General features: G+C 50.1%; 20 protein-coding genes. 11 read left to right on the top strand and 9 right to left on the bottom strand.

Annotated elements, in window-relative coordinates:
• Positions 1 to 42 precede the first annotated feature (42 nt).
• On the bottom strand, positions 43 to 891 hold the full coding sequence (locus MH144_RS17975; RefSeq protein WP_239302645.1) for a WYL domain-containing protein: 849 nt from the start codon (positions 889 to 891) through the stop codon (positions 43 to 45).
• A complete protein-coding gene (locus tag MH144_RS17980; RefSeq protein ID WP_239302646.1) occupies positions 839 to 2,194 on the bottom strand; it encodes a helix-turn-helix transcriptional regulator in 1,356 nt (451 codons plus the stop codon). The genes MH144_RS17975 and MH144_RS17980 overlap by 53 nt, the downstream gene beginning before the upstream one ends.
• 228 nt (positions 2,195 to 2,422) lie before the next feature.
• On the opposite strand from MH144_RS17980, the gene MH144_RS17985 reads away from it, so the two are divergent.
• The 4 genes from MH144_RS17985 to MH144_RS18000 all read left to right on the top strand — a co-directional run bounded on the left by MH144_RS17985 (position 2,423) and on the right by MH144_RS18000 (position 7,859).
• The gene (locus MH144_RS17985) at positions 2,423 to 3,226 is read left to right on the top strand and encodes a nucleotidyltransferase domain-containing protein (RefSeq protein ID WP_239302647.1); all 804 of its coding nucleotides are present in this window, start codon (positions 2,423 to 2,425) and stop codon (positions 3,224 to 3,226) included.
• Between the two features lie 19 nt (positions 3,227 to 3,245).
• Positions 3,246 to 4,691: a 3' terminal RNA ribose 2'-O-methyltransferase Hen1 gene (locus MH144_RS17990; protein ID WP_239302648.1), complete on the top strand. Its 1,446-nt coding sequence runs from the start codon at positions 3,246 to 3,248 to the stop codon at positions 4,689 to 4,691.
• 49 nt (positions 4,692 to 4,740) lie between these two features.
• The gene (locus MH144_RS17995) at positions 4,741 to 7,362 is read left to right on the top strand and encodes a polynucleotide kinase-phosphatase (RefSeq protein ID WP_239302740.1); all 2,622 of its coding nucleotides are present in this window, start codon (positions 4,741 to 4,743) and stop codon (positions 7,360 to 7,362) included.
• 245 nt (positions 7,363 to 7,607) lie between these two features.
• Positions 7,608 to 7,859, top strand: a complete 252-nt coding sequence (locus MH144_RS18000; RefSeq protein WP_095288864.1) for an RNA-binding protein — start codon at positions 7,608 to 7,610, stop codon at positions 7,857 to 7,859.
• A 112-nt stretch (positions 7,860 to 7,971) separates the two neighbouring features.
• Here the strand turns inward: MH144_RS18000 and MH144_RS18005 are convergent, their stop codons facing one another.
• On the bottom strand, positions 7,972 to 8,892 hold the full coding sequence (locus tag MH144_RS18005; protein WP_239302741.1) for an AEC family transporter: 921 nt from the start codon (positions 8,890 to 8,892) through the stop codon (positions 7,972 to 7,974).
• 93 nt (positions 8,893 to 8,985) lie between these two features.
• Between MH144_RS18005 and MH144_RS18010 the strand changes: the two genes are divergently transcribed.
• The 3 genes from MH144_RS18010 (at position 8,986) to MH144_RS18020 (ending at position 11,812) form a co-directional block, all read left to right on the top strand.
• Positions 8,986 to 9,492, top strand: a complete 507-nt coding sequence (locus MH144_RS18010; protein WP_239302649.1) for a mismatch-specific DNA-glycosylase — start codon at positions 8,986 to 8,988, stop codon at positions 9,490 to 9,492.
• A 141-nt stretch (positions 9,493 to 9,633) separates the two neighbouring features.
• Positions 9,634 to 10,206: an RNA polymerase sigma factor gene (locus MH144_RS18015; RefSeq protein WP_239302650.1), complete on the top strand. Its 573-nt coding sequence runs from the start codon at positions 9,634 to 9,636 to the stop codon at positions 10,204 to 10,206.
• Entirely contained in the window at positions 10,187 to 11,812 is a 1,626-nt protein-coding gene (locus MH144_RS18020) for a DUF4179 domain-containing protein (protein ID WP_239302651.1), read from the top strand. The genes MH144_RS18015 and MH144_RS18020 overlap by 20 nt, the downstream gene beginning before the upstream one ends.
• A gap of 129 nt (positions 11,813 to 11,941) precedes the next feature.
• Here the strand turns inward: MH144_RS18020 and MH144_RS18025 are convergent, their stop codons facing one another.
• Complete coding sequence (locus MH144_RS18025; RefSeq protein WP_239302652.1) at positions 11,942 to 12,994, bottom strand: LacI family DNA-binding transcriptional regulator; 1,053 nt, start codon at positions 12,992 to 12,994, stop codon at positions 11,942 to 11,944.
• Positions 12,995 to 13,196: 202 nt separating this feature from the next.
• Between MH144_RS18025 and MH144_RS18030 the strand changes: the two genes are divergently transcribed.
• The gene (locus tag MH144_RS18030; RefSeq protein WP_239302653.1) at positions 13,197 to 14,516 is read left to right on the top strand and encodes a glycoside hydrolase family 125 protein; all 1,320 of its coding nucleotides are present in this window, start codon (positions 13,197 to 13,199) and stop codon (positions 14,514 to 14,516) included.
• A gap of 59 nt (positions 14,517 to 14,575) precedes the next feature.
• Here the strand turns inward: MH144_RS18030 and MH144_RS18035 are convergent, their stop codons facing one another.
• Together MH144_RS18035 and MH144_RS18040 are read right to left on the bottom strand one after the other, a co-directional pair.
• Positions 14,576 to 15,628 (bottom strand): Gfo/Idh/MocA family protein, encoded by a 1,053-nt coding sequence (locus MH144_RS18035; RefSeq protein ID WP_239302654.1) that lies wholly within the window; start codon positions 15,626 to 15,628, stop codon positions 14,576 to 14,578.
• 12 nt (positions 15,629 to 15,640) lie between these two features.
• Positions 15,641 to 16,528 (bottom strand): sugar phosphate isomerase/epimerase family protein, encoded by an 888-nt coding sequence (locus tag MH144_RS18040; RefSeq protein ID WP_239302655.1) that lies wholly within the window; start codon positions 16,526 to 16,528, stop codon positions 15,641 to 15,643.
• A 129-nt stretch (positions 16,529 to 16,657) separates the two neighbouring features.
• On the opposite strand from MH144_RS18040, the gene MH144_RS18045 reads away from it, so the two are divergent.
• Entirely contained in the window at positions 16,658 to 17,566 is a 909-nt protein-coding gene (locus MH144_RS18045) for a helix-turn-helix transcriptional regulator (protein ID WP_239302656.1), read from the top strand.
• A gap of 106 nt (positions 17,567 to 17,672) precedes the next feature.
• Here the strand turns inward: MH144_RS18045 and MH144_RS18050 are convergent, their stop codons facing one another.
• Positions 17,673 to 18,356 carry a serine/threonine-protein kinase gene (locus MH144_RS18050; RefSeq protein ID WP_095288876.1) on the bottom strand — a complete coding sequence of 228 codons (684 nt, stop codon included), beginning with the start codon at positions 18,354 to 18,356 and terminating at the stop codon, positions 17,673 to 17,675.
• A gap of 449 nt (positions 18,357 to 18,805) precedes the next feature.
• Between MH144_RS18050 and MH144_RS18055 the strand changes: the two genes are divergently transcribed.
• The gene (locus MH144_RS18055) at positions 18,806 to 19,723 is read left to right on the top strand and encodes a PD-(D/E)XK nuclease family protein (RefSeq protein ID WP_095289115.1); all 918 of its coding nucleotides are present in this window, start codon (positions 18,806 to 18,808) and stop codon (positions 19,721 to 19,723) included.
• Between the two features lie 166 nt (positions 19,724 to 19,889).
• On the opposite strand, the gene ald is transcribed toward MH144_RS18055, so the two are convergent.
• Complete coding sequence (gene ald / locus MH144_RS18060) at positions 19,890 to 21,023, bottom strand: alanine dehydrogenase (RefSeq protein ID WP_239302658.1); 1,134 nt, start codon at positions 21,021 to 21,023, stop codon at positions 19,890 to 19,892.
• Between the two features lie 189 nt (positions 21,024 to 21,212).
• On the opposite strand from ald, the gene MH144_RS18065 reads away from it, so the two are divergent.
• Entirely contained in the window at positions 21,213 to 22,883 is a 1,671-nt protein-coding gene (locus tag MH144_RS18065; protein ID WP_239302659.1) for a PucR family transcriptional regulator, read from the top strand.
• A 24-nt stretch (positions 22,884 to 22,907) separates the two neighbouring features.
• On the opposite strand, the gene MH144_RS18070 is transcribed toward MH144_RS18065, so the two are convergent.
• Positions 22,908 to 23,189 (bottom strand): hypothetical protein, encoded by a 282-nt coding sequence (locus MH144_RS18070; protein ID WP_239302660.1) that lies wholly within the window; start codon positions 23,187 to 23,189, stop codon positions 22,908 to 22,910.
• Positions 23,190 to 23,358 lie beyond the last annotated feature (169 nt).

The following is a 23,358-nucleotide window of genomic DNA, read 5'->3' on the forward strand; positions in this document are numbered from 1 at the left end:
GCGCATGAACAACCCGAACCACATGGTTCGGGTTGTTCATTGTTATGTGGACACCTTGGCCTCAGAAGTCAGGTCTGGCTCACCTTGAGCCTCGGGGGCTGCATAACGTGCAAGCACCTTGGCTGCTGTCTCGGACATGCGATTGCGCAGCACAACGTTGTCTACAATCCGCACCCGTTTGCCGAGAAAGCGCATTTTGGACAACACATAATCCATTTCGCTTCGGGGGATCGTCAGCTCAATCCGGTAGGAATGCTGAGCTTCCATATACTCTACCTGTTTCTCGAAGCAGGAGAAGGCATATAGAATGCGTGACAATTCCTGATTGAACTCCGGCAGTACTTCAATCGTGATGGTTGTCTTACGTTTCTCAGTCAAATAGCGGATTTGCTCCGTATAACGTGAGACGTTTTGCGGTTCAAGGTGCTCGGACTCTACAGTGATAATGCTGTGCAGCTTGGTCGACATCAGTTTCCCGAATCGGGGGGCGTACCAGAGCACATACCACTCTTTCTTAACCATGGAATATTCAAGCTTGTACGGGAATCCGAATTGATCCTGAATGATTCGTCCATTGCGAACATGCCCCGTTAGTCGAAAAGCTTGATGGTTCATTATGATTTTGCGCAGTGGATTGAGCAGGGGATGGGAGACGCTGTGTTCTTCGCTTTTGGCTTTCTCGGTCAAGTACTCCTGCAGGTTCATGTCCGGCTCCGCATCCAGCATTTCTTGCAGTTTATGGTAAGTGGAAGGACTTAATGCTTCCTGGGCGGCAGTGTGATTCAGCATCATCCGGAGCCAGGCCCGTTCCTGTGAAGTCCAGGTGAACAGTCCAGTTTCATTCAATCTCGTCATGATCTGATAGTTGAACATCTTCTCGAACAGATTCATAATATTGGGCAATCTCCTTCCATTCCTTAATCATCTCCTGACGAAGCCTGTGAGGTGCAATGACCTCGCAGCTGGAGCCAAAACTCCGAAGCCATGGTTTAATCTCCGTCGTACCGTTAACCCGGATCTCATAGAGAAAGGTATGATCGGTTTCGGGTGTAATCGTGCCCCACTGGCCTTGCAGGCGTACCCGATCCAGAATGAAGTTGCGCTGACCGCTCTCAGGATGGAAAAACCGGGCTTGAACCGTAACCGTCTTCGCCGTATCCACCAGCCAGCTGTACCGGCTGACTTCTGTCCATTGCTGTTTGAGATCGTGCATATACTCTGAGCTTACCGCATCCAGTTCTTCCATCTGGGTGATGCCCTCCATTCGAAACTTCACGAACCCCCGGCGTCCCTGATATCCAATGACATACCACCGGCCATACTGGTGATCATATACAACTTCGAGCGGCAGGATCTGATTGGAATGTCCGCCGGCTTCGCGTTCGAATCGCGGATTCGTATTCTGCGAGCTGTAGCTGGATGGCTTTTTGGGTGAAAAATAGACAAACTGGACTCGCTTGCACTGGCGAATGGCACTAAGCAGGGTGTACAGATGGGCCTCATCCAGAATGCGGGAATAATAATGGTACTTGTATATAAAAGGTTCGGTTACTTCCTGCTCGGGATAGCTTGCGGCAATTGCCTTCTTCAGGCTGTCTCTTAGCAGATATCCCTGTACAGAGGGAACTTGGGTATTCGCCATGATGTCCACAAAATCATATAACTCCAGCTGTTCCTGGGCCGTTAGTTTGGTAAGGACGTCCTGCTGCAGCATATAGCGATAAGGCCTGCCACCCGGTTCCTTCCGGATTACACCGACTTCTTCCAAATACTTCAGATCGGTGCGGATCGTTTTTTCGTCAGGTAATGCGAGTTCCTCAGGCAGATCGGCGCAGCAGGCATCCAGCAGTTCCATCGCGGTCAGCGCGCTGCCTTGCAGTGTATGTAAAATGACAGAAAGCCGCTGAACCTCTGTTTCTTTCATCGATTTGGCCCGAAAAAGGAACAGAAGCAGGGGTTCCGCAGATTCCCCATATTGGAAACGGATGAGGTCCGTCATCTCTTTGTTCGGCTCTGAACCGTGGTGCTGGTCCGCCACGGATTGCATGATTTCTTTTAACCTGCGCGTCGTTTTATCAAAAGTATGTACGGAGATGCCGAGTCGTTCGGCATACTGTTTGCGATTGTATGCACCGCTTGTCAGAGACAGCATGCGAAGAAACTGAATTTCTTTGTCAAAGCTTTCTTTGGCCATGAATCATCACTCCTTGGTGGCCTGGAGTCAGGCAAATATGGATTAAGCAATGTGGAGATCCCCACTTCTTGTATCCCTTCATTGTAACAGGAAGCGTGGCGGGTTTCATTTTAAACTTACAAAGGTCGCCATACTTTCACCATGTTCTTCTGTGGATGGGTTAGACATAATGAGGGTATGAAGAGATACGGTGGCGAGCAGCAGAAGAGATAAAGGAGGTAGGCAGATATGACCCACATTCATGACGAAATGAGAGAAACCATCCGGCAGCAGCTTGCACAGATTGAACAGGAGGAACAGATTCGCATTATCTATGCGTGCGAGTCAGGCAGTCGGGCTTGGGGATTTCCTTCACAGGATAGTGATTATGATGTGCGTTTTCTGTACGTGAGGCCGCTGGAGTGGTACTTGTCGATTGAAGATAAACGGGATGTGATTGAACGTCCGATCAGTGATCAGCTGGATATCAACGGCTGGGATCTGCAAAAGGCACTGAAGTTATTTCGAAAATCAAATCCACCCCTGCTGGAGTGGCTGCAATCGCCCATTCGCTACGACGAGCGGTACAGTGTGGCAGAGCACATTCGTGCATGGTCTCCGCTTACGTTCTCGCCCAAGTCCTGCATGTACCATTATCTGAATATGGCCAAAGGGAACTTCCGGGATTATCTGCAAGGCGAGCAGGTGAAGATCAAAAAGTATTTCTATGTGCTGCGTCCGCTGCTCGCCTGCGGTTGGATTGAACGTTATGAAACCATGCCGCCCATGGAGTTTGATGAGTTAGTCAAGGAGATTATACCTGCGGGTTCGGCCCTATATGTCGAGATTCAAGAGCTATTGAGAAGGAAAAGAGCTGGAGAGGAACTGGATCTGGAGCCGAAGCTGCCAGCCATTCATTCCTATTTGGCAGAGAACATCGAGCATTTCGGACACATAGCTGCGGATATGATGAATGATCAGGTTGTAGAGTACGAAGAACTGAATCGAATTTTCCGATCTGCGCTGGATGAAGCATGGGCGGATAAAGAGTAGGAAGAAGGAGGAGTAATCCATGCATCTGATATTGAAAGCAAGCGGAGAGGGAGCAGACATTGTATCGCATCTACTCTCGAAGAATCCGAATAATGTGTATGACCGAACGGACAAGAGTGTGCGCGTAAGAATGGTATATACAACAGCTACAGAACGTGAAACCGAAGTGTTGATGCACGCCGAACCTGATCCCGTTGATCTGGTTAGAGGCACACCGGATGGTTACGATATTACGCAGTATATTAACGACCGTGAATTTGTGACCAGCAGCTTGTTCTGCTCTTACATACGTTCGGCACTGGGGACCGCACTTAATGGCAAACCGAAGGAAGCCTATGTACAGTATGTAGGGCATCCGTTCGACATGGAGCTCTCGTTCGGACCGGTGGCATCGGATCTGCCTGATCAAGCCATTGAGGAGTTGTTCTCGCCACTTGGCTACGCTGTGACCTTGGAGAGAGACGAGCTAACCTATACGTTTGATCTGAAAAAGAAAAGCACTGTCCGCCGCATCATTCTTCGCGGTCAGGTCACTGTGCAGAATGCACTGCGCCAGTTATTTTTGCTCATTCCTGTGCTTGATAACTATAAACATTATTTCATCAGCGAGGATGAAATCGATAAAATCAAGCGTTACGGAGAAGGTTGGCTGGACAGCCATCCGATGAAAGAAATGATCATCAAGCGTACACTGCGGTTCGCCGAATTGATTCGGCAGTATGAGCGTCAGGAGGGGGTTCTATCTGCGCCTGTGGAGGCGGTGAATGCCGGGGAAGATTACGTGAGTGCCTATGAAAAAGGCGATGGGCCTAGCGTTCCGTCTCAGCAGGAGGAACCACCCGTTCGGTTAAATGAACTACGCTATCGTGCAATCACAGATGTGGTTGCAGGCCTTCCGCTTAAGCGCCGCATTGTGGATATGGGTGCCGGCGAAGGCAAGTTATCCGCCCGCCTAGCTTATATTCCAGGCGTGGAGTCCATCTTGGCTGTGGAGCCTTCGGGACAGTCCCGGCTGCGGGCCATGGAACGCTTCGCCAAGCTGGAAGGACGAAGCGGGATCGCGGCTATGCCAGAGCCAGTCATTGGTTCACTGTTTTATTTTGATGAGCAGATGCAGCATCAGGACGTCATGATCCTGTGCGAGGTCATCGAGCACATCGAAGCTTACCGACTGGACGGCATCATGGATACGATCATGAACGAATACCAGCCGGAAGTCCTGCTCGTGACCACCCCGAACAAGGAATACAACGAAGTATATGCAATGGAACAGGAGAGCCTCCGCCATCACGACCATCGCTTCGAATGGACCAGGGCGCAACTGGAAGCCCAGTGCGAGACGTGGACGAAGCAGGGAGGGTACAGCTTTGAGATCAGCGGGATAGGCGAGCATGCAGAAGGCTTCGGTCAGCCAACCCAGCTGGTGATTTTCAGGAAGGAAAGGAGAGATCAACATGAGGGATAACCGGGGAGCAGCAGAAGGAATGGACACAGGCAGAACAACTCATGATCCGATGGCAGGAAGGGATTATAAGAGACGCCGCAAAATACACCTGCCTCATGCAGGCATCGTCGTGCTTGTCGGTCCGTCCAATAGCGGCAAAAGCACATTGCTGGAACGACTCGTGAAGGAAGGAGTCATCAAACGTACGGAAGCCGTCTCCTCGGATCAGTTCCGCATGCTGGTCGGAGATGATGAATATGTGGACTGGAAGAATCGTCCGCGAAGCGAAGCGGATGTGATCTATGCCGAATATCAGCAGGTATCGGCCAAGGCTTTTGAAGCCATGGAAGCCATGCTGGCGACACGCTGCAGATTGAACAAGCTGACTTGGGTCGATGCGACCCATCTGTATACGGAAGATCGTCAGCGTCTTATTCATCTCGCGAGAAAAGCCCATGTACCTGTCATTGCGATCGTACTCGATGTTCCGGAGAAGGAGCTGCTTGAGCGGGACGCTCAGCGTGATTATCCACGTGGCCGTCAGCGGGTGAAGCAGCAGGTGCAGCAGTTCAAACGCACACTGCGCACCATCCGTGAAGATGGCTTCGATGCCAATTACGTGCTGAAGCAGCCGGATGAACTTGAATTTGCCCGTACTGCCAATCCACTGATGGTCGACATGGGCGTAGGGATTGATATCATTGGCGATATTCACGGCTGTTATGATGAAATGATCGAGTTAATCATTCGTTTGGGATATGTAAAAGAGGGAGAAAACGGGTTATACCGTCACCCTGAGGGAAGAAAGCTGGTCTCGGTTGGGGACGTATCCAGCCGCGGACCTGCATCGCTTCCATGTTTAATGTTCTGGCAGCAGCATTGTGCCGCAGGGTTAGCCTACATGGTTGATAGCAACCATGGGTGGAAAATTGCCCGTTATCTGGACGGTCGGGACGTTACGCTTAGTCATGGAGATGAGTTTGTTGAGCAGGAGCTGAGCGACCTGGAACGAGAACATGGCACAGAGCCAGCGCAGCGAATACGCACAGATCTAAGAGAGTTTCTGCTGAATGCACCTTCCCATCTGGTATTCTCCCGGAACGGGGTACGCCAGGTGGTTGTGGCACACGCGGGTATTCGGGATCATTTTATCGGAAAGCAATCCAAACGCATTCAGGATTACTGCCGCTATGGTGACGTGGATGGAAATGATGAGTATGGACGGCCGGTTCGGAAGGAATGGTACGTGGATCACGCTTCAGGCGAATGTATCGTCTGGGGACATGATCCCCGTCCATATCCTACGATCGTCAATGATACGGTCAATATTGATCAGGGCGTTGTATTTGGGGGGATGCTGACGGGCTGGCGCATGCCGGAACGTGAGTCCGTTAGCGTCGCGGCATTGCAGGATTATGCTGGAGACCCGGATAGCCCGCTCAAGCGCTGGGAACAGCGCCGGTTTGCACCGCCAAACCTTCGGAAATTCAAGGAAGGGTTTACGGTGCAGACCGGATCCAGACTGGACATATCCATCCAGGGTGAGGTAGCCCGGACGGCGATTGATACGTTCTCCCACTTTACCGTACCGCTGGAGGAATTGGTCTATATCACGCCTACCATGAGCCCACCGCCAGTGGCCTCTTCGGTGGAAGGCTATCTGGAGCATCCGCGGGATGCATTCCAATATTACCGGTCGCAGGGTGTTACGCGCATGGTGGCTGAGAAGAAACATATGGGCAGCCGTGCCATTCTGCTCCTCTTCCGCGATCAGGAAGCTGCGAAGCAGCGAGTGGGTAGACCGATGCTGGGGAACATTGTGACCCGGACAGGGCGATCTTTTTTTGACCCAACCACAGAACAGAAGGTACTGACCAGATTGCATGCAGATCTGACCGCAGACGGATATTTTGAACGCCATCAGACGGAGTTTGTATTGCTGGATGCGGAGATTGTCCCCTGGAACCTGAAGGCTCGGGAACTGATTGCTTCGCAATATGCGCATGTGGCCGAGGCTTCGCTCATGGATCGCGGAACGGTGCTGGACAAACTGCGGGAAGCGGAAGCCGCCGGACGAGATGTGAGTGAATGGTTGCAGGAGACCGAAGTCAAACTGGGGAATGCGACTACATTCCGTGACGTATTTCAGAACTACTGCTGGGATGTGAAGGAACTCGGGGATATCCGTATAGCGCCGTTCCACACCCTGGCTCACAGCACGGGAACGTTCTGGGATCAGACACATGAATGGCATATGGAGCAGAACCGAGAGTTCGCCCGGATGTCCAGCTTCGTGATGGAGACGGAATATCGGGTGATTACGAGTGAGGCGGATGAAGCAGAAGTTATTCGTTGGTGGGATGAGATGACGGCAGCAGGACATGAGGGCATTGTTATCAAGCCAGAAACCTTCCGCACATGGAATGGGAACAAAATGATCCAACCTGCGATTAAAGTACGAGGGCGTGCATATTTGCACATCATCTATGGGATGGATTACCTGGCACCCGAGAATTTGTCCCGGCTCACCAAACGCAAAACATCCAAGAAGGAACGCCATGCCCTAATGGAAAGCGCTCTGGGTATGGAGGGAGTTGAGCGTTTTGTACGCAGGGAGCCTGTGGAGCGGGTTCATGAATGTGTGCTTGCCACGTTAGCGCTGGAGTCTGAGAAGGTGGATCCACGATTGTGATGGTCCGTAAAATAGTGAAAAACACCTTCCATTAGCTGAGATGAAGGCAGGTTCGGATGAGATTCCGAGCCTGTTTTTCGTTTTATTTGTAAAAACTTTACATTTAAGAACATTTGAATCAGGAGTCTTAACTTCAATATAAACGAACCAAAGCCCTATATCCTTCCATGGTTATCTGGGTAATAATGTTATATATAGCAAGTAGTCATTGGAATCTCATAACGTAACGATAGGAGGTAACCTGCATGGCATCCATGATTCTGCTGGTAAAACAGACGGAGGACGATGAAAAGGTTATTTATCGATTCGGACCCAATGAGCGGAAGATGGGACTGATTGAAATGAACAAGATCAAGGAAAGTGTGAAGGAATTGGAACCTGTTCAGGTTGAAGGGGTCAACCCCAGCTTTTTCTTCAATCGGGCGGCGCAGCGGCTGGTCCGGTGTTTGTTCAGGGAAGGCGGCAAGTTTCCGGAACGGACGACGTTTGAATCCTAGTTTTTCTTTTTGGCTGTGCAAGTAGGGGTTACTCGCACAGATCGCATATGTCATAACCAAAAAAAGTCCAAGCTCATCCGACTGGCGGAGCGCATGGACTTTTTTAGTTGCATCAAAACGTTTTGGCAAGAGAAATGAGTGCAGTAATGGTAATAATATTCAAGAGTGTCGAGATAAGTACCGTTTGGGCGGCAAAGTCGGGTTCGTTATCATATTCCTCGGCCAGAATGGACGCATTCACCCCGGTAGGCATTCCGGAAGCGATGATCAGTGCCTGTGCGGCGATCCCTTCCAGACCCAGAAGCAATACGATGGAGATTCCGATGGCCGGGCCAATCAGGAGACGCAGAAATGTGCTAATATACACATCAAGACGGTACAGCCGGATCGGGTATTTGACAATTTGCGCGCCGAGGGTCAACAGTGCCACAGCAACCATGCTTTGCTGCGCATACGTCAGTGGCATGGACAGAAACGTTGGCAGTGGTACCTTCCACATATGGAACAGAATCCCCAGTAAGAGAGCATAGGGAACCGGCATTTTGAGAAATCCAATAATGACTGCACGGTAGTTCCCTTTCAGCTTCGCACCCTGGATGGATAATACGCCGTACGTGAAGGTCAGCAACGACTGTAGGGACATCACGAGAGCCTGGATGGAAGATGCCAGCGGGTCTCCGCGAAACACAAGCGCATTGATCGGCAGGCCATAGTTGCCAGCATTGTCCAGCATGACACTGTTGTTAAAGGCGGCCTTCATGCCTTTGTTCAATCGAAGTGTTCGTGCGAATACGGATCCTACGATATACAGAATAACTACATATATGGCGTAGAAGAGAGTGACCGTCCCGAGCAGTTCACCCGACATATCGGAATGATACATGCTCATAAAGACGGCTGCGGGGGTAATACAATAGAAATTGATTTTGGCGAGGGTGTACAAGTCCAGCTTGAACACCTTCTGCATCCAGGACCCAACTCCGATTAGGAGAAAGACGGGCAGGACGACTTCAAGCATGATGTCTGCTATCATCTGTTCAGCTTCCTTTTTCATGAAAATTTCAGTCCGATTTCGTAAATACTTCAACCATTATATCATTTTATACACTAGGGAGGTCATGTGAATATGATTCCAGATCATCTGGATGTTGGGTTATCGATTCTGTTTATCGGATTCAATCCCAGCATTACATCAGGCGAAACCGGCCATCATTATGCCTATAAAGGCAATCGGTTCTGGCGCATTCTCGAGCGTTCCGGCTTAACCCCTCGTTTATATCATCCGGAAGAAGATCAGGATCTGCTCAAATTGGGGTATGGATTTACCAACATTGTAGCCCGGCCCACGAGGGGCGTGGAAGATATTACACGTGAAGAATATGCGGAGGGAAGCCAGATTCTGCGGCAAAAGCTGAAGCAGTACCGACCGGACGTCGCCTGTTTTGTCGGGAAAGGGGTATACACCCAGTACAGCAAGCGTGCCAAAGTGGAGTGGGGATTTCAGGACGATCCGGTTGTCCCGGAAATTCAGGAATTCGTTGCACCTTCTTCGAGCGGACTGGTGCGCATGTCGATGGATGAGATTGTTGCTATTTACTCACAGCTTAGCGATTTTATTACCGAGAAACGTTGAGGCTGACTATAGTGGATTCGCCCAACCGGCTTTGAACCGGACTTGAGCGAATTCTTTTTTTGAAGAAAGTGAGAAGTTTTGGAAAGTATTTCCGTCTATATAGTACAGAACCATGCATGAGCTGTAGAGAAGGGGGATTACATGACTCAACATATGCAGGAGGAGGAGCTCATCGAGCGTATTATTGCGGGGGACAAACAACTGTTCGCCTTGCTCGTGGATCGATATAAAAATAAAGTCTACGGCATTTTGCGCGGAATGGGCGCGAGTCATCCGGATGCGCAGGATCTTGCACAGGACACGTTTATCCGGATCTACCGCTATCTCCCGTCCCGAAGGGAAGGAAGCAGTTTCTCTTCCTGGGTATATACCATTGCTGTGAATCGAATGCGGGATTTTATAAGGCAAAAGAAACCGGTCATGACGGCAGATGAATCGGTTATGGAGCCAGCCAGTGAAGAAACGCCGGAGAGGCATGTGCTGCATAAGGAGATGCAGCGCGAAATATACCGCCAGATGGAACAACTGCCAGAATCATACCGGCTTGTCCTGCTGTTGAAATATACCAATGAGCTGAGCTATGAAGAAATTTCCGATATCACTGGCATGAGTGCAGCGCAGGTTCGAAACGCCATGTACCGCGGGAAAAAGATGCTTAAGAAACAGATGGAGCGCAAAGGAGGGTTAGCCACATATGAAGCCTACTCCAAGTAATGAGGACCGGTTATTGGAACAGCATTTATTCCGCGAGGAGCCGGATGCTGACTTTACACTTCAGGTGATGAAAAAACTGGATGGTGTGTCCATGGAACGTGAAGCAGAATTGAATTTTTCCGTGAAAAGGTCTTCCAAAACCCATTGGATACGCCGTATGGGGGTTACAGCAGCGGCTGTTGTAATTCTGGCAGGAGGAGCCTGGTTTGCTAGGGATTATAAAGTAGGACCTGAACAACCTGCGGTCAACGCGGTGAATAATCCTCCGCTTCCCAATATTCCTGTACCAGAGGAGCTGAAGTACTCCTATCTGGCTGATGATTACAAACGTCTCAAGCCGCTCGGTCTTGTGGTTAATCCAAATATTCATATCGAGGATCAGGGTTACACGCTTAAGATCGAAGATGTACTTGTGGACCGTTCACAGATTGTACTTACTGTACAGCAAAATGCACCTGATGGGAGTACGATATATTCGGTTTATCCCGCGATGGGAAGGATTCATATTACAGATGGGCAAGGAAACTCGATTGCATCCTTAGCTTCATTTGGGGATCCAATTCAGAATGGTTCAAAATATCAGAGATTTGTATACCATCTGCAGGATGAAATCCCCGATGAGGTGGTTGTACGCGGGGAGCTGGGTTATTTGAATATAGGAAGCTATTTTAATTTCGAGACACAATCGTACGAAGACAAAGATGTCACGGTGGATTGGAGCTTCCAGTTCAATATCGATATGACCCAAGCCAAATCACTGGCTGTCGAAGCTCCGATGAATAACACATATACGACGCCGGAAGGTTTGAAATTGGATATGACACAGTTGGTGCGAACTCCAAACGGAACCAGGCTTGACATGAATGTGAGTCTGAGTGATCAATTGCGTGCCAAAGTCGGAGAGGATTGGGAGAAACAAATGGAATTGCTGTACCATCTGGAAATACCTGAAACTAATGAGTACCGTGTATTTAACGGAAACAGGACAAATGCCCGTCAAGCCAAATTCAGGTTAAGAGATACGAGTCAGTTAAGCCTGGATGGTGGACAGATGAGATTGTCTGAGACGTGGGACCCTGCTATTGTGACAGTGAATGCGAAGAAGATTCGCTTTGTCCTGGATGGGTACACCATGCCGGTAAGGGATGAGAAGTCCTTGGAAGTGGACCTGGAGAAGATGCGTGAGGATGCTGAATTTTACACCTACGTACTACAATTTGAACAATTTGGAGATGAGATTTTATTTTCTGATTTCAATTACAAATCTTTGTTGGATTCTCATAACGCTTCGAACGGAGATACGGAAGAATACTCCCTTGTATTGGAGGGGTATGGGTCTTTCCAAAATGCTTTTAATGGAGATCATTGGGTGGCAGTCGATCAGGAAGGGAAAGAGTATCCCGTTGAAGTAATTGGTTTTCCAGATCAGCCGAATACTGACGGAGAATATGTTGCGGATAATCTGAAATTGATCGTCCGCGGCTATTACAAAGGAAGCGGAACGAAATTCACCTTAAAAAGAACAGCGCTAGTTAACGGAGAATATCGCGATGTGAATTGGAAAGTAGATCTGCCATCGTTTACAAGCCTACCTTGGCAAAAATAACAAACATGAACTATTACTCAGAAGGAAACATGAAAATTAGAAAGGTTGTAAGGCCCCGCATAATAACATGCGGGGCCTTTTTGCTATCCAACAAATTGTACTGATGTTAAGGGGTGGACGCATATCAAGTTAAGCCGATTCCCGCGGAATAAGGGAAGTGGCGAGCATGACGGTTTCTTTCGGTGTCCCCGGACGTTCAATTCGTCTCTGTAAAGCTTCAATGGCCCGCTGTCCTAGCTCTTCCTTGCACAGGTTGACTGTCGTCAAAGGTGGGGAAGACGTTGCAGCAGAGTGGACATTATCAATGCCGATCACGCGGCAGTCTTGAGGTGCGGAAATCCCCATCTCCTGCAGCTTGTTCATCCATTGCAGAGCAATATCATCATTCACGCCAATCCAGGCATCTGGTCGCTCATGCTCCGGCATGTTTTTGATTTTGGCAGCGAGCTGATCGACCCATTCCCCTTGCTCATAAGGAACATTCCATTCCCGGAATGTGGCAGCGTGACCCTGGTCTGTATGAAAATGGTTCAGTGCCAGTTCCATGCCGATCTTGCGCTGTGCGAAGCTGGCCGCACGGCCATCGTCTGTGATTAACCCGATTCTGCGGGATTGCAGGGACAGTAGATACCGCACGACGGTGATGCCTGCCTCCAGATTATCATGGCTGATCGTATCACAGTTCAGGAGCGGTTCCTGATGATCCACCAGCACGATGGGACGACCTGTCTGAGCTAACCGCTGCAGAACGGCATGAGGAAAGGCCCCCATGACAATGACGCCTGCACATCGTTCCCAGTCCAGATGGGGAGCAATGGCCCGTTCCGGTGGTGTATGTTCGTCCCCGGTACCAAGCGAAGGAGATACAATCGCATGATGCCAGCCCCGTTCATTACAGCCTGAGATCATGCCGGACAACACCCGCTGCCAATAGTGAGGCTCCCCGCGATTTAACTGATTCATACAGATGAGCGCGAATGGCGGTTCCGATTGGTCTACAGCAGCGGAGACACCGGTACTTCCGGGTGTATTTTGGCGGTAGCCCAGAGCTCTGGCGAGTTCAAGCACACGGACGCGGGTAGAATCGCTGACTCCTGTCTTGCCACTGAGTGCACGGGAAACAGCATATTTCGATAATCCAAGCTGGTCAGCCAGCGTCTGAATGGATACTTTGCGGGACATGTTCATGACTCCTTCATATGTAAACGAATATTAATTTGAAGTGAATTCGTGGCAATTACGAATTGACGACATTACCAAGTCACAGTACACTACATTTAATAACGTTATTATATATTATGATAACAAAAATAACAATAATAAAAAGTGCCTAAAAGGACATCAAACAATCAAACCACACTTCATGTCGAAGGAGACTACGTCCATGGAACAGTTCAGATTACCGAAGATTCCCATGCCGCATCTGGAGTTGCCGCAGGCAGTGCAAGATATTCTGGCGGAGGCGGACAAGAAGCTGCAGCACAGACCGAGATTGCTCGCACAGTTCCGCAACTGCTTCCCGAGTACGCTGGAGACGACGACCAAACTGCTTGATGACGGGACAACGTTTGTCATTACAGGTGATATCCCAGCCATGTGGCTGCGTGATTCCGTGGAGCAAGTCATGCATTATGTGCCACTTGCGAAGGACGATGAAGCATTACAACGGATGATCGGCGGACTGATCAAGCGGCATATGTTTTACGCTGACATTGATGTGTATGCCAATGCATTCAACGAAACAGCTAATGGCTGGCACTGGGATGCCAATGATGAGACAGAGATGTCGCCATGGGTATGGGAACGTAAATTTGAACTGGATTCCCTTTGCTTCTCGATGAAGCTGGCCTACGCGTACTGGCGTGAGACGGAATTGACGGATATTTTTGATGAACGCTTCAAAAGGGTGATGGAGAGTGTAGTCCATCTCTGGCAAACGGAGCAGCACCACGCCGAGCAATCGCCATATCGGTTTATGCGCCGCAATTGTCCACCCCATGATACGATGCGTAATGCGGGAATGGGAATGCCTGTGAACTATACCGGAATGATCTGGTCCGGTTTCCGTCCGAGTGACGATGCCTGTGATTTCCACTATAATATCCCCGCGAATATGTTCGCTGCGGTGACCCTACGCCAGATGGGGGAGATCGCCAAATGGGTATTCCGGGACGAACAACTGGTTAGTGAGATGGCACGGCTTGAAGAGGAGATTCGTCATGGAATTTCTCTCTACGGCATATACAATCATCCGGTCTATGGACGAATCTATGCCTACGAAACAGACGGATACGGCAATCATTGCCTGATGGATGATGCGGGTACGCCTGGACTGATGTCCATTCCGTATTTGGAATATGCACCCGTCGAGGATACCGTGTATCAGAATACGCGCAGGTTTATTTTGAGTAAGGAGAATCCGTTCTATTATGAGGGCCAAGCAGCCAAAGGGATCGGAAGCCCGCATACCCCACCGGGATACATCTGGCATATGGCACTGTCCATGCAGGGACTGACCGCGGATAATGACGAGGAAATGCTGGAGATGATAGAACTTTTGGAAAAGACGGATGCAGGGACCGGCTTCATGCATGAAGGCTTTCATGCAGATGATCCCGATACATTTACAAGACCTTGGTTTGCCTGGTCCAACAGCCTGTTCTCGCAGCTCGTGTACAAAGCCATGCAAAAAGGAATTTTATAGAGGACCAAGCAAGCCCAACCCGCAAATCTATGCGGGTTGGGCTTGGTTTGTTTATGAAGCTATGCTTGCATCAGATCAGCGATGAGCACTTTCTGTCCAGTGCGGGCACTCTCGAGGGAAGCGAGCACCATCGCCATACTAAATTGATTGTCGCTGCAATCCGTTTCGGGCAATCGCCCGGATTCCAGCGCGGCGAACATGTCTTCGAGGCAGCCGTGATGTCCACTTTTCTCCATGACAGGCAGCTGTCCTTCGATTCGCTCTGAAGGCTGGAAGAAGGAAGGCTTGCCGCTTGCATCCAGGTGCTCTGCAGCAACGACATCTGCATAAATCTCATCATGTCCATCCCAGATGGCCGTGCCTTTTACCCCGGTTACACGCCATGACGCTTCCCACGAGGTTGGGGCACCTTCTGCGCACCAGGACCCGCGGTAATTGAATACGGAGCCGTCAGACATTTCGAAGATACATAGCGCCATGGCATTGCCTGTGTACCAGGAGCCTGGAGGATTGAATTCGTGGCAATAGACGGATACCGGATTGGCTCCAAGAATAAGTCTGGCCTGATCAAATGTATGAATCGCCATGTCCAGCAGCAGTGGACTGTCCATGATATCCCGGAATCCGCCAAAGTGGGGTCCGAGAAAGAAGTCTGCCCCAGCATAACCCACCTTACCAATGGTGCCGCCGGCAATGAGCTCCCGAAAGGCGCGGATTCGAGGGTCGAAGCGGCGATTCTGCATCACGGCCTGGATGCGGCCGGTTTTGCGTGCAGTCTGGACGATATCCCCGCACTCCGCGAAGGTTTCTGCCAGCGGCTTTTCGCCAAACACATGGCAGCCTTGCTGCAAGGCTGTCATGGCAATGCCATAATGACTTGCAGGTATCGTGACATCGAATACGATGTTGGCTTTTGTAGCTTGGATGGCCTCAGCGATATCCGTATATGTAGGACAGGAGAGACCATGGCGTGCAGCCAGGGCCATAGCATTTTGTTCTTGCAGATCGACAAGCCCTACGATCTCCGTGTCCGTTCTTTGCATGGCGTAATCGACCCAGGTGTTGGCCATGGCACCGCAGCCGGCGACAAGCACTCGATGTTGCTGACTCACTCGATCATCTCCTTATTCCGGATTGGGCACAAAATCCCCGCCGCGGCATTGTTTCAGATAGCGCAGAGCATGCACCTGCCCTGTCATTTCCAATTCATCTTTGTATACCGGATCATGCCAGCCTTCGATGTCAATCGTTCCCTGGTAGCCGTTTTGCCGCAGAATGGTGATAATGTCGGACCAATTGGTATCTCCGAAGCCGGGCGTACGATGCCAGACATATTCATGCGGACCATGAACCCCATATTCCTTGACGATATCCCAGGCAATGGTTGCGTCTTTGCCATGCACGTGGAATACTTTGTGCGCCCATTTGCGAAGCTGAGGTATCGGATCGATGAGGCTGGACATCTGATGGCAAGGCTCCCATTCCAGGCCGATGTTTTCTTCCGGAACAGCATTGAACATCATTTCCCAAGCCGTCGGATTATGTGCAATATTCCAGTCGCCCGTTTGCCAAGTTCCACCCATATCACAGTTTTCAAAAGCAATTCGTACTCCACGGTCCGCCGCCCGGCGTGCCAGTTCCCCAAAGACCTCCTTGAACCGCGGGATGGACTCGTCAATGGGCTGATTCGTTAGTCGTCCCGTGAAACCCGATACGATGTCTGCGCCGAACAGCTGGGCATGATCAATGACCCGTTCCCAGCTCGCTAGTGTGTCTGCATTGTCTCCAGACCCGGTGAGTGGGTTGCCGAAAACACTGAGTGCAGAGATTTTAATGTCATGTTCGTCTACCAGCTCGCGCACACGCTTGGCTGTTTCGGCGAGATTCAGTTCACCCGTGGTTTGCCAAAAGGTCAGATTGAACGACTCGAAACCGTGTTTCATGATCTGAGGGATCACGCGGACAGCGTCCGCTCCACCCACGAGGGTACCGATGCGTAATTGATTTTTCATGGTTGTATTTCACTCCAATATTGGCTTATAGTACTTCGTGACACACTCATTATAGCCGCGCATCTGCTGCATGGCTCTATACAATCTTGTGCAATATTAGTCCGATTTTGTGAGGAGGGGGAAGAGATCGTGCTGGATCTGAAAGCGCTTCACGAAAATACCCGAATTGACCATAAATCACATCCATTTCAACTGTTTCAAAATCGTTGCTCAGATATGAGAACAGAGGAGTGTATCATGTATTTGCACTGGCATGAACACTTTGAGCTAATTGCCATGCGCAAGGGCCACGCCGTATTTCATATCGACAGCAGGCCTTATACGGCTGGGCCGGGCGAGGTGCTGGTTATTCCGGGAGGGACGCTACATGTGGGTTATGCTCTGGAAGAGGGGGATGTGGAGTATGATTCGGTTGTCGTCAATGCGGCGTTATTCCATGACTTTACACATGATCCGCTGCATCTGCAGTACGTGGCTCCCTATCTGGAGGGGCGGATTCGCTTTCCGGTGAAGCCGGCGGAGCAGGACAAAATCTGCCTGAACTACTACTCCCTAATCCATGATGCAATTGAGGAGATGGTTATGCAGCCACCTGCCTACCAGCTCGTGGCCAAGTCCAAGCTGCACGCCCTGTTTACCATGCTGGCCCGTACCTTTATGCCCCAGCAGCTGCCGGGAAAAACAACAGGTTCGTATTTCCCGAACCGCGAGCGGTTCAAACAACTGATCGAGCAGATTGAAGCCAATGCGGCGGAGAAGATATCCGTAACCGAAGCGGCCAGTCAGGTGGGGCTGAATACATATCACTTTTGCAAAATGTTCAAGAAATTGACAGGCCGCACCTTCGTCGAATACGTGAACGGATGCCGGATGACCGAAGCCGAACATCTGCTGCGAAGCAGCAATCTGACCATAACCGAGATTGCCGCCAGGGTGGGGTGCGACAATGCCAATTATTTTACGAAGCTGTATAAACAGTATAAAGGAATGACCCCTTCTGAAGGACGGTTGAAGAAGGAGAGTGCTGGCCTCCACTAAACTACCTTGCAGAAACGAGAAAACCCGGACATCTGCCATCTCTGGCAATAATCCGGGTTTGATTATTCATACGCTGAGGCGGGGAAGGTAATCAACCCCTGCTGCTTTATTTCATAAACCTGGCGAACAGACGATTTGCTTTCTTGGATAGGTCGTCCATCTTGAGGTTGGCCTGGTCCAGCTGATTGTAGCCCCATTTGATCGTTTGCAGCATACGCGGGGAAATAGGCGTGCCTTTGATTCGTGGATAAATGTTGTGATACGCCCAGACGAGATGTTCCCACCGGTTGTCATTGCCTTCCTTAATGTACTCCGATACATCCAGAACCTTCGCGCGTCCGTTCTGAAGAAGTACATTTTTGAGGTGAATATCCCGTGGGTTGAGGCCCCGGCTGCGTACAGCTGACCGCGCTTCGTCTACATCGATCATCACCTGTTCGGGAACCGGAATTCCTTTTTCCAGACACTCCAGCAATGTATCTCCCGGTTCATAACTGATGACCAGAATATTTCGGCCACAGCCGTAATAGGTGGGGAAGTAGGGTAATCCACGGAGCTGTTCATAGACCCGCTTCTCGTTCTCCAGTTTCTCCAGGGCGTGATCCGAATACACTTTGAAGGCATATTGGGGCAAGCCGTCATACGTAAAAACAGCCGCATCCGTACCTGTTCCGATGCAATGGATTCCTTCTGCATGGCCGATGATATTCACCAGCTCATTCCGGTCGCTGCCAATGACCTGGATCTGTTGCAAAGCCATTTCCGCCTGGAACCAATCCGGTCGATTCATGGGTGGTGCCTCCTTTTAGGATATGCCTGTACATGATTTTCCATATAAGATGAATCGATTAGATTACACAAGTCTACTCCGCGTTCAGAACAATCTTCCAATCGCTGTTATCCCCAGATTTTTTCTATCCCTTTTAAAAGGAGAAATCCGGTGATAAATGCGAACGCTCCGCTTTTCCAGATTTATTCTGCCCTCTTCGTAATCGTGTAAATTTTTAGATACATCTTATATAACTGCAACATCCTGTCCTTTATTGAGTATATTATGCGTTTTGCTTCGCCATTTCATCTTTTGGTGATGATACTATATAAACGTTACGATTCGAATCGGAAACGGTTGCGTTCAGTACAAAATAGTAGGACAGCTTGCAGCATTTTCACCCCATCCTATATACTGTGAGCATCAAGGGATCTCATACAGATCCGGTATACAGAAAGGCAGAACAGCTTATGGCACAATACCCGCAGTGGTCGTATTCGCAGTCGCGGGCAAGCATGTTCGATGAGTGCCTGCGCAAATATTATTATCATTATTACGGAGCTCATAACGGTTGGAAGACAGAATCGGCTGATGAGATGCAGGTCCGTCTGTACCGATTGAAACAGCTCAGCAATCTGTATCTTGTCTTTGGTGACCTCGCACACCGGATGTGTGAGTCAGCAGTCCGAAGCAGGGAGGAAGGCAAAGACAAGCCTCGTGAATCTTTTCTGGAACAAACGATGCGAAAGCTGCTTAATCAGGCCTATGTGGAATCGATGGATCAGGATCAGTGGCGTCTCGACCCGAAGAACCGTGTGATGCTATCCGAGATCTACTACGGAGATGACACGCTGAATGACCGAATTGCAACGATTAAGGAGCGAGCTTCGGCGTGTGTGAGCCATATGTATCAGACACTTACCTGGGAAGATCTGTCCAGGGCGAGTACGGATATTTTGGAGATTGAGAAATGGGACACCATGATTCTGCATGATACGCGAGTATACGTGAAGATGGACTTGTTGTATCGTCGCAGCAACGGCAACATTGTGATTGTGGACTGGAAGACGGGCAAGGAGGATGATTTCACGGATCAGCTCATGCTGTACGCCGCGTATGTCAGGGACCATTACCGGGTGCCGCTGGAGCAGATTGAGCTGCGAGTGGAATACCTGTTGACCGGGACGCATCGCGAGTTTACGCCAACCGAAGAAGAGCTGCAGAAGGTGGAAGATAATGTGGGAAGATACATCGAGGAGATGCGTTCCTGCGTGGCAGATGAGTATCATAATCGTCCGAAGGACATGTCATACTTTACTCCGATGCCTTCACGTCGTGCGTGCAGGGATTGCAATTTTCGCGAGGTGTGCAGCGAGCGGGCGGTTTGAACCACTGGAATACCCCAGAAGCCAGAACTTATAACCCTAGTAGAACTTATTTCATGCAAAAATAAACCGAGAAGCGCCAGCCCGGACAGCATATGCCCGGACTGGCGCTTCTGTTCGTTCCACAGGCCGGTAAGGTAAGGCGCCGGGTGGAACGATCAGCTACAGATTACTGGACAGCGGCGGGATGCTCCAGCGCCTGTCCTGCAGGAACATAGGCATGCCCGAGATCCCGGGCCACTGCCTCGTACGTGATATGTCCATTCAGCACGTTGACCGCGCTGCGAATGGATGCACTGCCGCGAATCGCGGAGGCTGCACCATGGTTGGCCAGCTGCAGCGCATAAGGCATGGTGGCGTTGGTCAGCGCCACCGTGGATGTGCGCGGCACCGCGCCAGGCATGTTCGCTACCGCGTAATGCACGACACCATGTTTCACATAAGTCGGTTCATCGTGGGTCGTAATATGATCAATGGTCTCCACAATTCCGCCCTGATCAATGGCGACATCCACAATGACCGAGCCGGGTGCCATGGTCGTGACCATCTGCTCGCTGACAAGTTTGGGCGCCTTGGCGCCGGGAATCAGCACCGCACAGATCAGCAGATCCGCTTCAGCGACCGCAGCTGCAATGTTGGATGCGCTGGATACCAGCGTATGGATCTGGTTGCCGAATATGTTATCCAGCTGGCGCAGACGATTCAGATTCAGGTCGAGGATGGTTACGTCCGCTCCGAGACCAATGGAAATTTTTGCCGCGTTGGTGCCAACGGTGCCTCCTCCGATAATGGCCACCTTGCCGCGGCTGACGCCAGGCACGCCAGATAACAGAATGCCTTTGCCACCTTCCGTTTTCTCCAGCAGCTGTGCTCCGATCTGAGCCGACATCCGTCCGGCAACTTCGCTCATTGGCGTCAGCAAGGGAAGGGCACCGTTAACCTCCAGGGTCTCATACGCAATGGCAGTCACCCGGCTTTCAATGAGGGCTTGGGCCAATGCAGGTTCTGCAGCCAAGTGCAGATAAGTGAAGAGAATCAGTCCGGGACGAAAATAGCTATATTCACTCGCCAGAGGTTCTTTGACCTTGATAATCATGTCGGCTTCCGACCAAACGGATTGGGCTTGAGTCTGAATGACTGCTCCGGCAGCCTCATACTCGCTGTCTGTGAATCCGCTGCCCAATCCTGCGCCCTGCTCAATCATCACTTGATGCCCCGCTCTGACAAAATCAGCTGTTCCGGCAGGGGTTATGGCTACACGGTTTTCATTGTTTTTGATTTCTTTTGGGATACCGATTCTCATGCCCATGCACCTCGTCCATTTATTGGTTGTCAACTTATACTACAAGTTTATGACCTGAGCAACCGTTTTGCACCTTACTTAATGTCTATGTTTCAAGAGATTCAATCAACATAATGTCGAAAAGGGCTGTTCAGGACATTTGTCCATGAATTATAATGTAAGAAAAAATAACACTACGAGGGATCGATATTGAGAAATGATCGTGTGTTTACGATAAAGGATCTTTTGGCACGCCCTGTCTTTGCCAGAGCGCGTCTGGTTGCAGGAAGTGGGGGAACATTCCGTCAGGTCGGATGGGTTCATGTGTTGGAGATTACCAATGTCTCTCCGTTTGTCAGCCCCCATGATCTTATTTTATCCACAGGGCTGTGGCTTCAATCGGAAGAGGGGCGTGAGGAATATCTGCTGCAACTGATTCATAGTGAAGCGGCGGGATTGTGTGTGGAGTTTGGTACCAGCATTCATGGCATCCCCGAACAATTAATTGAACTGGCAGATCGACATCAGTTTCCACTCATTGTATTCGAACAGCCAGTAAGGTTTGTTGAGATTACGCAGGATATTCATGCTCTGCTCATTAATCATCAGCACCAGCTGCTGAAGAGTCTGGAGGCATACTCCCGTCAGCTGCAGCAGCGGACATTGCAGAGCACGGACATGTCTGCCGTGCTCGATCTGCTTCATGAATATGCGGCCAAACCGGTTGTCTATATTTCGTCCATGGAGCCAGGTAGCTTTGTCCCGGGTCTTCCCCCGGAGATGGAACAGGCCATTTATACCTGGTATGAACAGGAAGTAGAGCATTTGGATCTGAACGATTCGGATACCGAACTATGGTTTCGCATTGATGAACAGCATATGCTGCTGTGTCATCCGGTGGTCTGCTTTGGTCAGGTGTTCTCCGCTGTAGGCATGGTGGTGCATCCCTCTGCCCCGGTGGAATATCTCAAATTGCTGCTTGATTACACGGCGAAGGCAGCAGCCGCACTGACGCTTCGTTCCCAATTTCTTGAAGAGAAAATGGTACGCAATCAGAATGAATTAATTCAGGATTTGATGAATGGTCATATCCATCAGGAAGAACAAGCACAGACCCGGATGGGACTTCGACTGCTGGTGAAGGGACAGTACTGGTTTGCAGGAGGAGTGATGGAGATTGAACATCAGCGGAGGGGGACCGGACGTGAACGGATGGAGGCGAACCATCAGGATATTCTGGTTTTGCTAAGATCCTTGCTGAAGAAGAACAATCTGCCGAGCCTGATCATGCTGAAAAATAACCAAGTCTACCTGTGCTGTGCCAAGGAAGAGAGTGCTGCATCTACCTCCGATAAGCTGGTTAGGTCCCTCGAAAGCATTGTTGGAGATGTAAAACGCTTTGCAAGCCGCAACCTGAAGCAGGTTGCGATTCATGCCGGGTTTGGCAAAATTCGCAACCGCTTGACCAGCATGCCGGACAGTCTTCAAGAGGCGTATCAGGTTATTGAAGTTTCACGTTCAGTGAATCGGATGGAACATATCTACTTTTATGAACGTATGGGTATATATCAAATGTTGAAGGCACTGCCTCAATCTTTCCTTCAGCCCTTCGTGGAAGACCATCTTGGTGTGCTGATCGAATATGATCGTACACATCATCTCCAGCTTGTGGAGACGCTTGATGCCTACTTGAAGAACTTTGGTTGCAAGCGTGAAGCTGCTGCCCAATTGTTTATACATCGTCAGACGTTGTACAACAGATTGGAGAAGTTGGAAGAGCTGATGGGACCTGGTTTTATGGACCAGGAGAGAAGAATATGCCTGGAAATGGCGCTGCTTGCTTACGCGATGATGGAGGATGAACAGACTCATCGTTCTTGATGACGGGGAGCATCGGAGTGTGGTTTAGTAGTTTTTGCCGATACGGCGGGATGGACGCAGCTGTGGCAGTATCGAACGACCAGACAAGGAACGCCTGCCGCGAAAGAGTTTGGGTTGACCCGTTGAGGGAGCAAGTGATAATGATGTGGGGGCAGCCAGTCGGTACGGAGACGACGTTCGATCAGTGCGGCCCTCTGTCTCAACCTCATGGGAAAGAAATCCGTGTTCCTTCAACCAATCAGCAAGCTTTTCATGTTGGATTCCGAGTTGTCCGCTCAGATTACAGATATCGAGTTCTTTTCTCACACAAATCCGCCTTTCCTGGAGTCATTATGGTTTTGGAAGGTAAGCAAGAAGTTTGAGATCGGTAAGTGCTTATGTACTTCAGCATCTGGTATAGGCAAATGCGACTAGATTGGTGTGCTCGATAGACGGAACGGTTAAACATGTTTGAGTGATGGTAAGAGATTATAGA

It is taken from the genome of Paenibacillus sp. ACRRY, assembly GCF_022346995.1.
In the GTDB taxonomy this organism is placed as follows: domain Bacteria; phylum Bacillota; class Bacilli; order Paenibacillales; family Paenibacillaceae; genus Paenibacillus.

What these genes read in the sequence shown, in the direction of transcription:
- MH144_RS17975 (WP_239302645.1), bottom strand. Translation starts at nt 891, where the DNA reads ATGAATCTGTTCGAGAAGATGTTCAACTATCAGATCATGACGAGATTG.
- MH144_RS18040 (WP_239302655.1), bottom strand. Translation starts at nt 16,528, where the DNA reads ATGAAAAATCAATTACGCATCGGTACCCTCGTGGGTGGAGCGGACGCT.
- MH144_RS17985 (WP_239302647.1), top strand. Translation starts at nt 2,423, where the DNA reads ATGACCCACATTCATGACGAAATGAGAGAAACCATCCGGCAGCAGCTT.
- MH144_RS17980 (WP_239302646.1), bottom strand. Translation starts at nt 2,194, where the DNA reads ATGGCCAAAGAAAGCTTTGACAAAGAAATTCAGTTTCTTCGCATGCTG.
- MH144_RS17995 (WP_239302740.1), top strand. Translation starts at nt 4,741, where the DNA reads ATGGCAGGAAGGGATTATAAGAGACGCCGCAAAATACACCTGCCTCAT.
- MH144_RS18020 (WP_239302651.1), top strand. Translation starts at nt 10,187, where the DNA reads ATGAAGCCTACTCCAAGTAATGAGGACCGGTTATTGGAACAGCATTTA.
- MH144_RS18055 (WP_095289115.1), top strand. Translation starts at nt 18,806, where the DNA reads ATGGCACAATACCCGCAGTGGTCGTATTCGCAGTCGCGGGCAAGCATG.
- MH144_RS18030 (WP_239302653.1), top strand. Translation starts at nt 13,197, where the DNA reads ATGGAACAGTTCAGATTACCGAAGATTCCCATGCCGCATCTGGAGTTG.
- MH144_RS18025 (WP_239302652.1), bottom strand. Translation starts at nt 12,994, where the DNA reads ATGTCCCGCAAAGTATCCATTCAGACGCTGGCTGACCAGCTTGGATTA.
- MH144_RS18005 (WP_239302741.1), bottom strand. Translation starts at nt 8,892, where the DNA reads ATGATAGCAGACATCATGCTTGAAGTCGTCCTGCCCGTCTTTCTCCTA.
- MH144_RS18050 (WP_095288876.1), bottom strand. Translation starts at nt 18,356, where the DNA reads ATGAATCGACCGGATTGGTTCCAGGCGGAAATGGCTTTGCAACAGATC.
- MH144_RS17990 (WP_239302648.1), top strand. Translation starts at nt 3,246, where the DNA reads ATGCATCTGATATTGAAAGCAAGCGGAGAGGGAGCAGACATTGTATCG.
- MH144_RS18010 (WP_239302649.1), top strand. Translation starts at nt 8,986, where the DNA reads ATGATTCCAGATCATCTGGATGTTGGGTTATCGATTCTGTTTATCGGA.
- ald (WP_239302658.1), bottom strand. Translation starts at nt 21,023, where the DNA reads ATGAGAATCGGTATCCCAAAAGAAATCAAAAACAATGAAAACCGTGTA.
- MH144_RS18015 (WP_239302650.1), top strand. Translation starts at nt 9,634, where the DNA reads ATGACTCAACATATGCAGGAGGAGGAGCTCATCGAGCGTATTATTGCG.
- MH144_RS18000 (WP_095288864.1), top strand. Translation starts at nt 7,608, where the DNA reads ATGGCATCCATGATTCTGCTGGTAAAACAGACGGAGGACGATGAAAAG.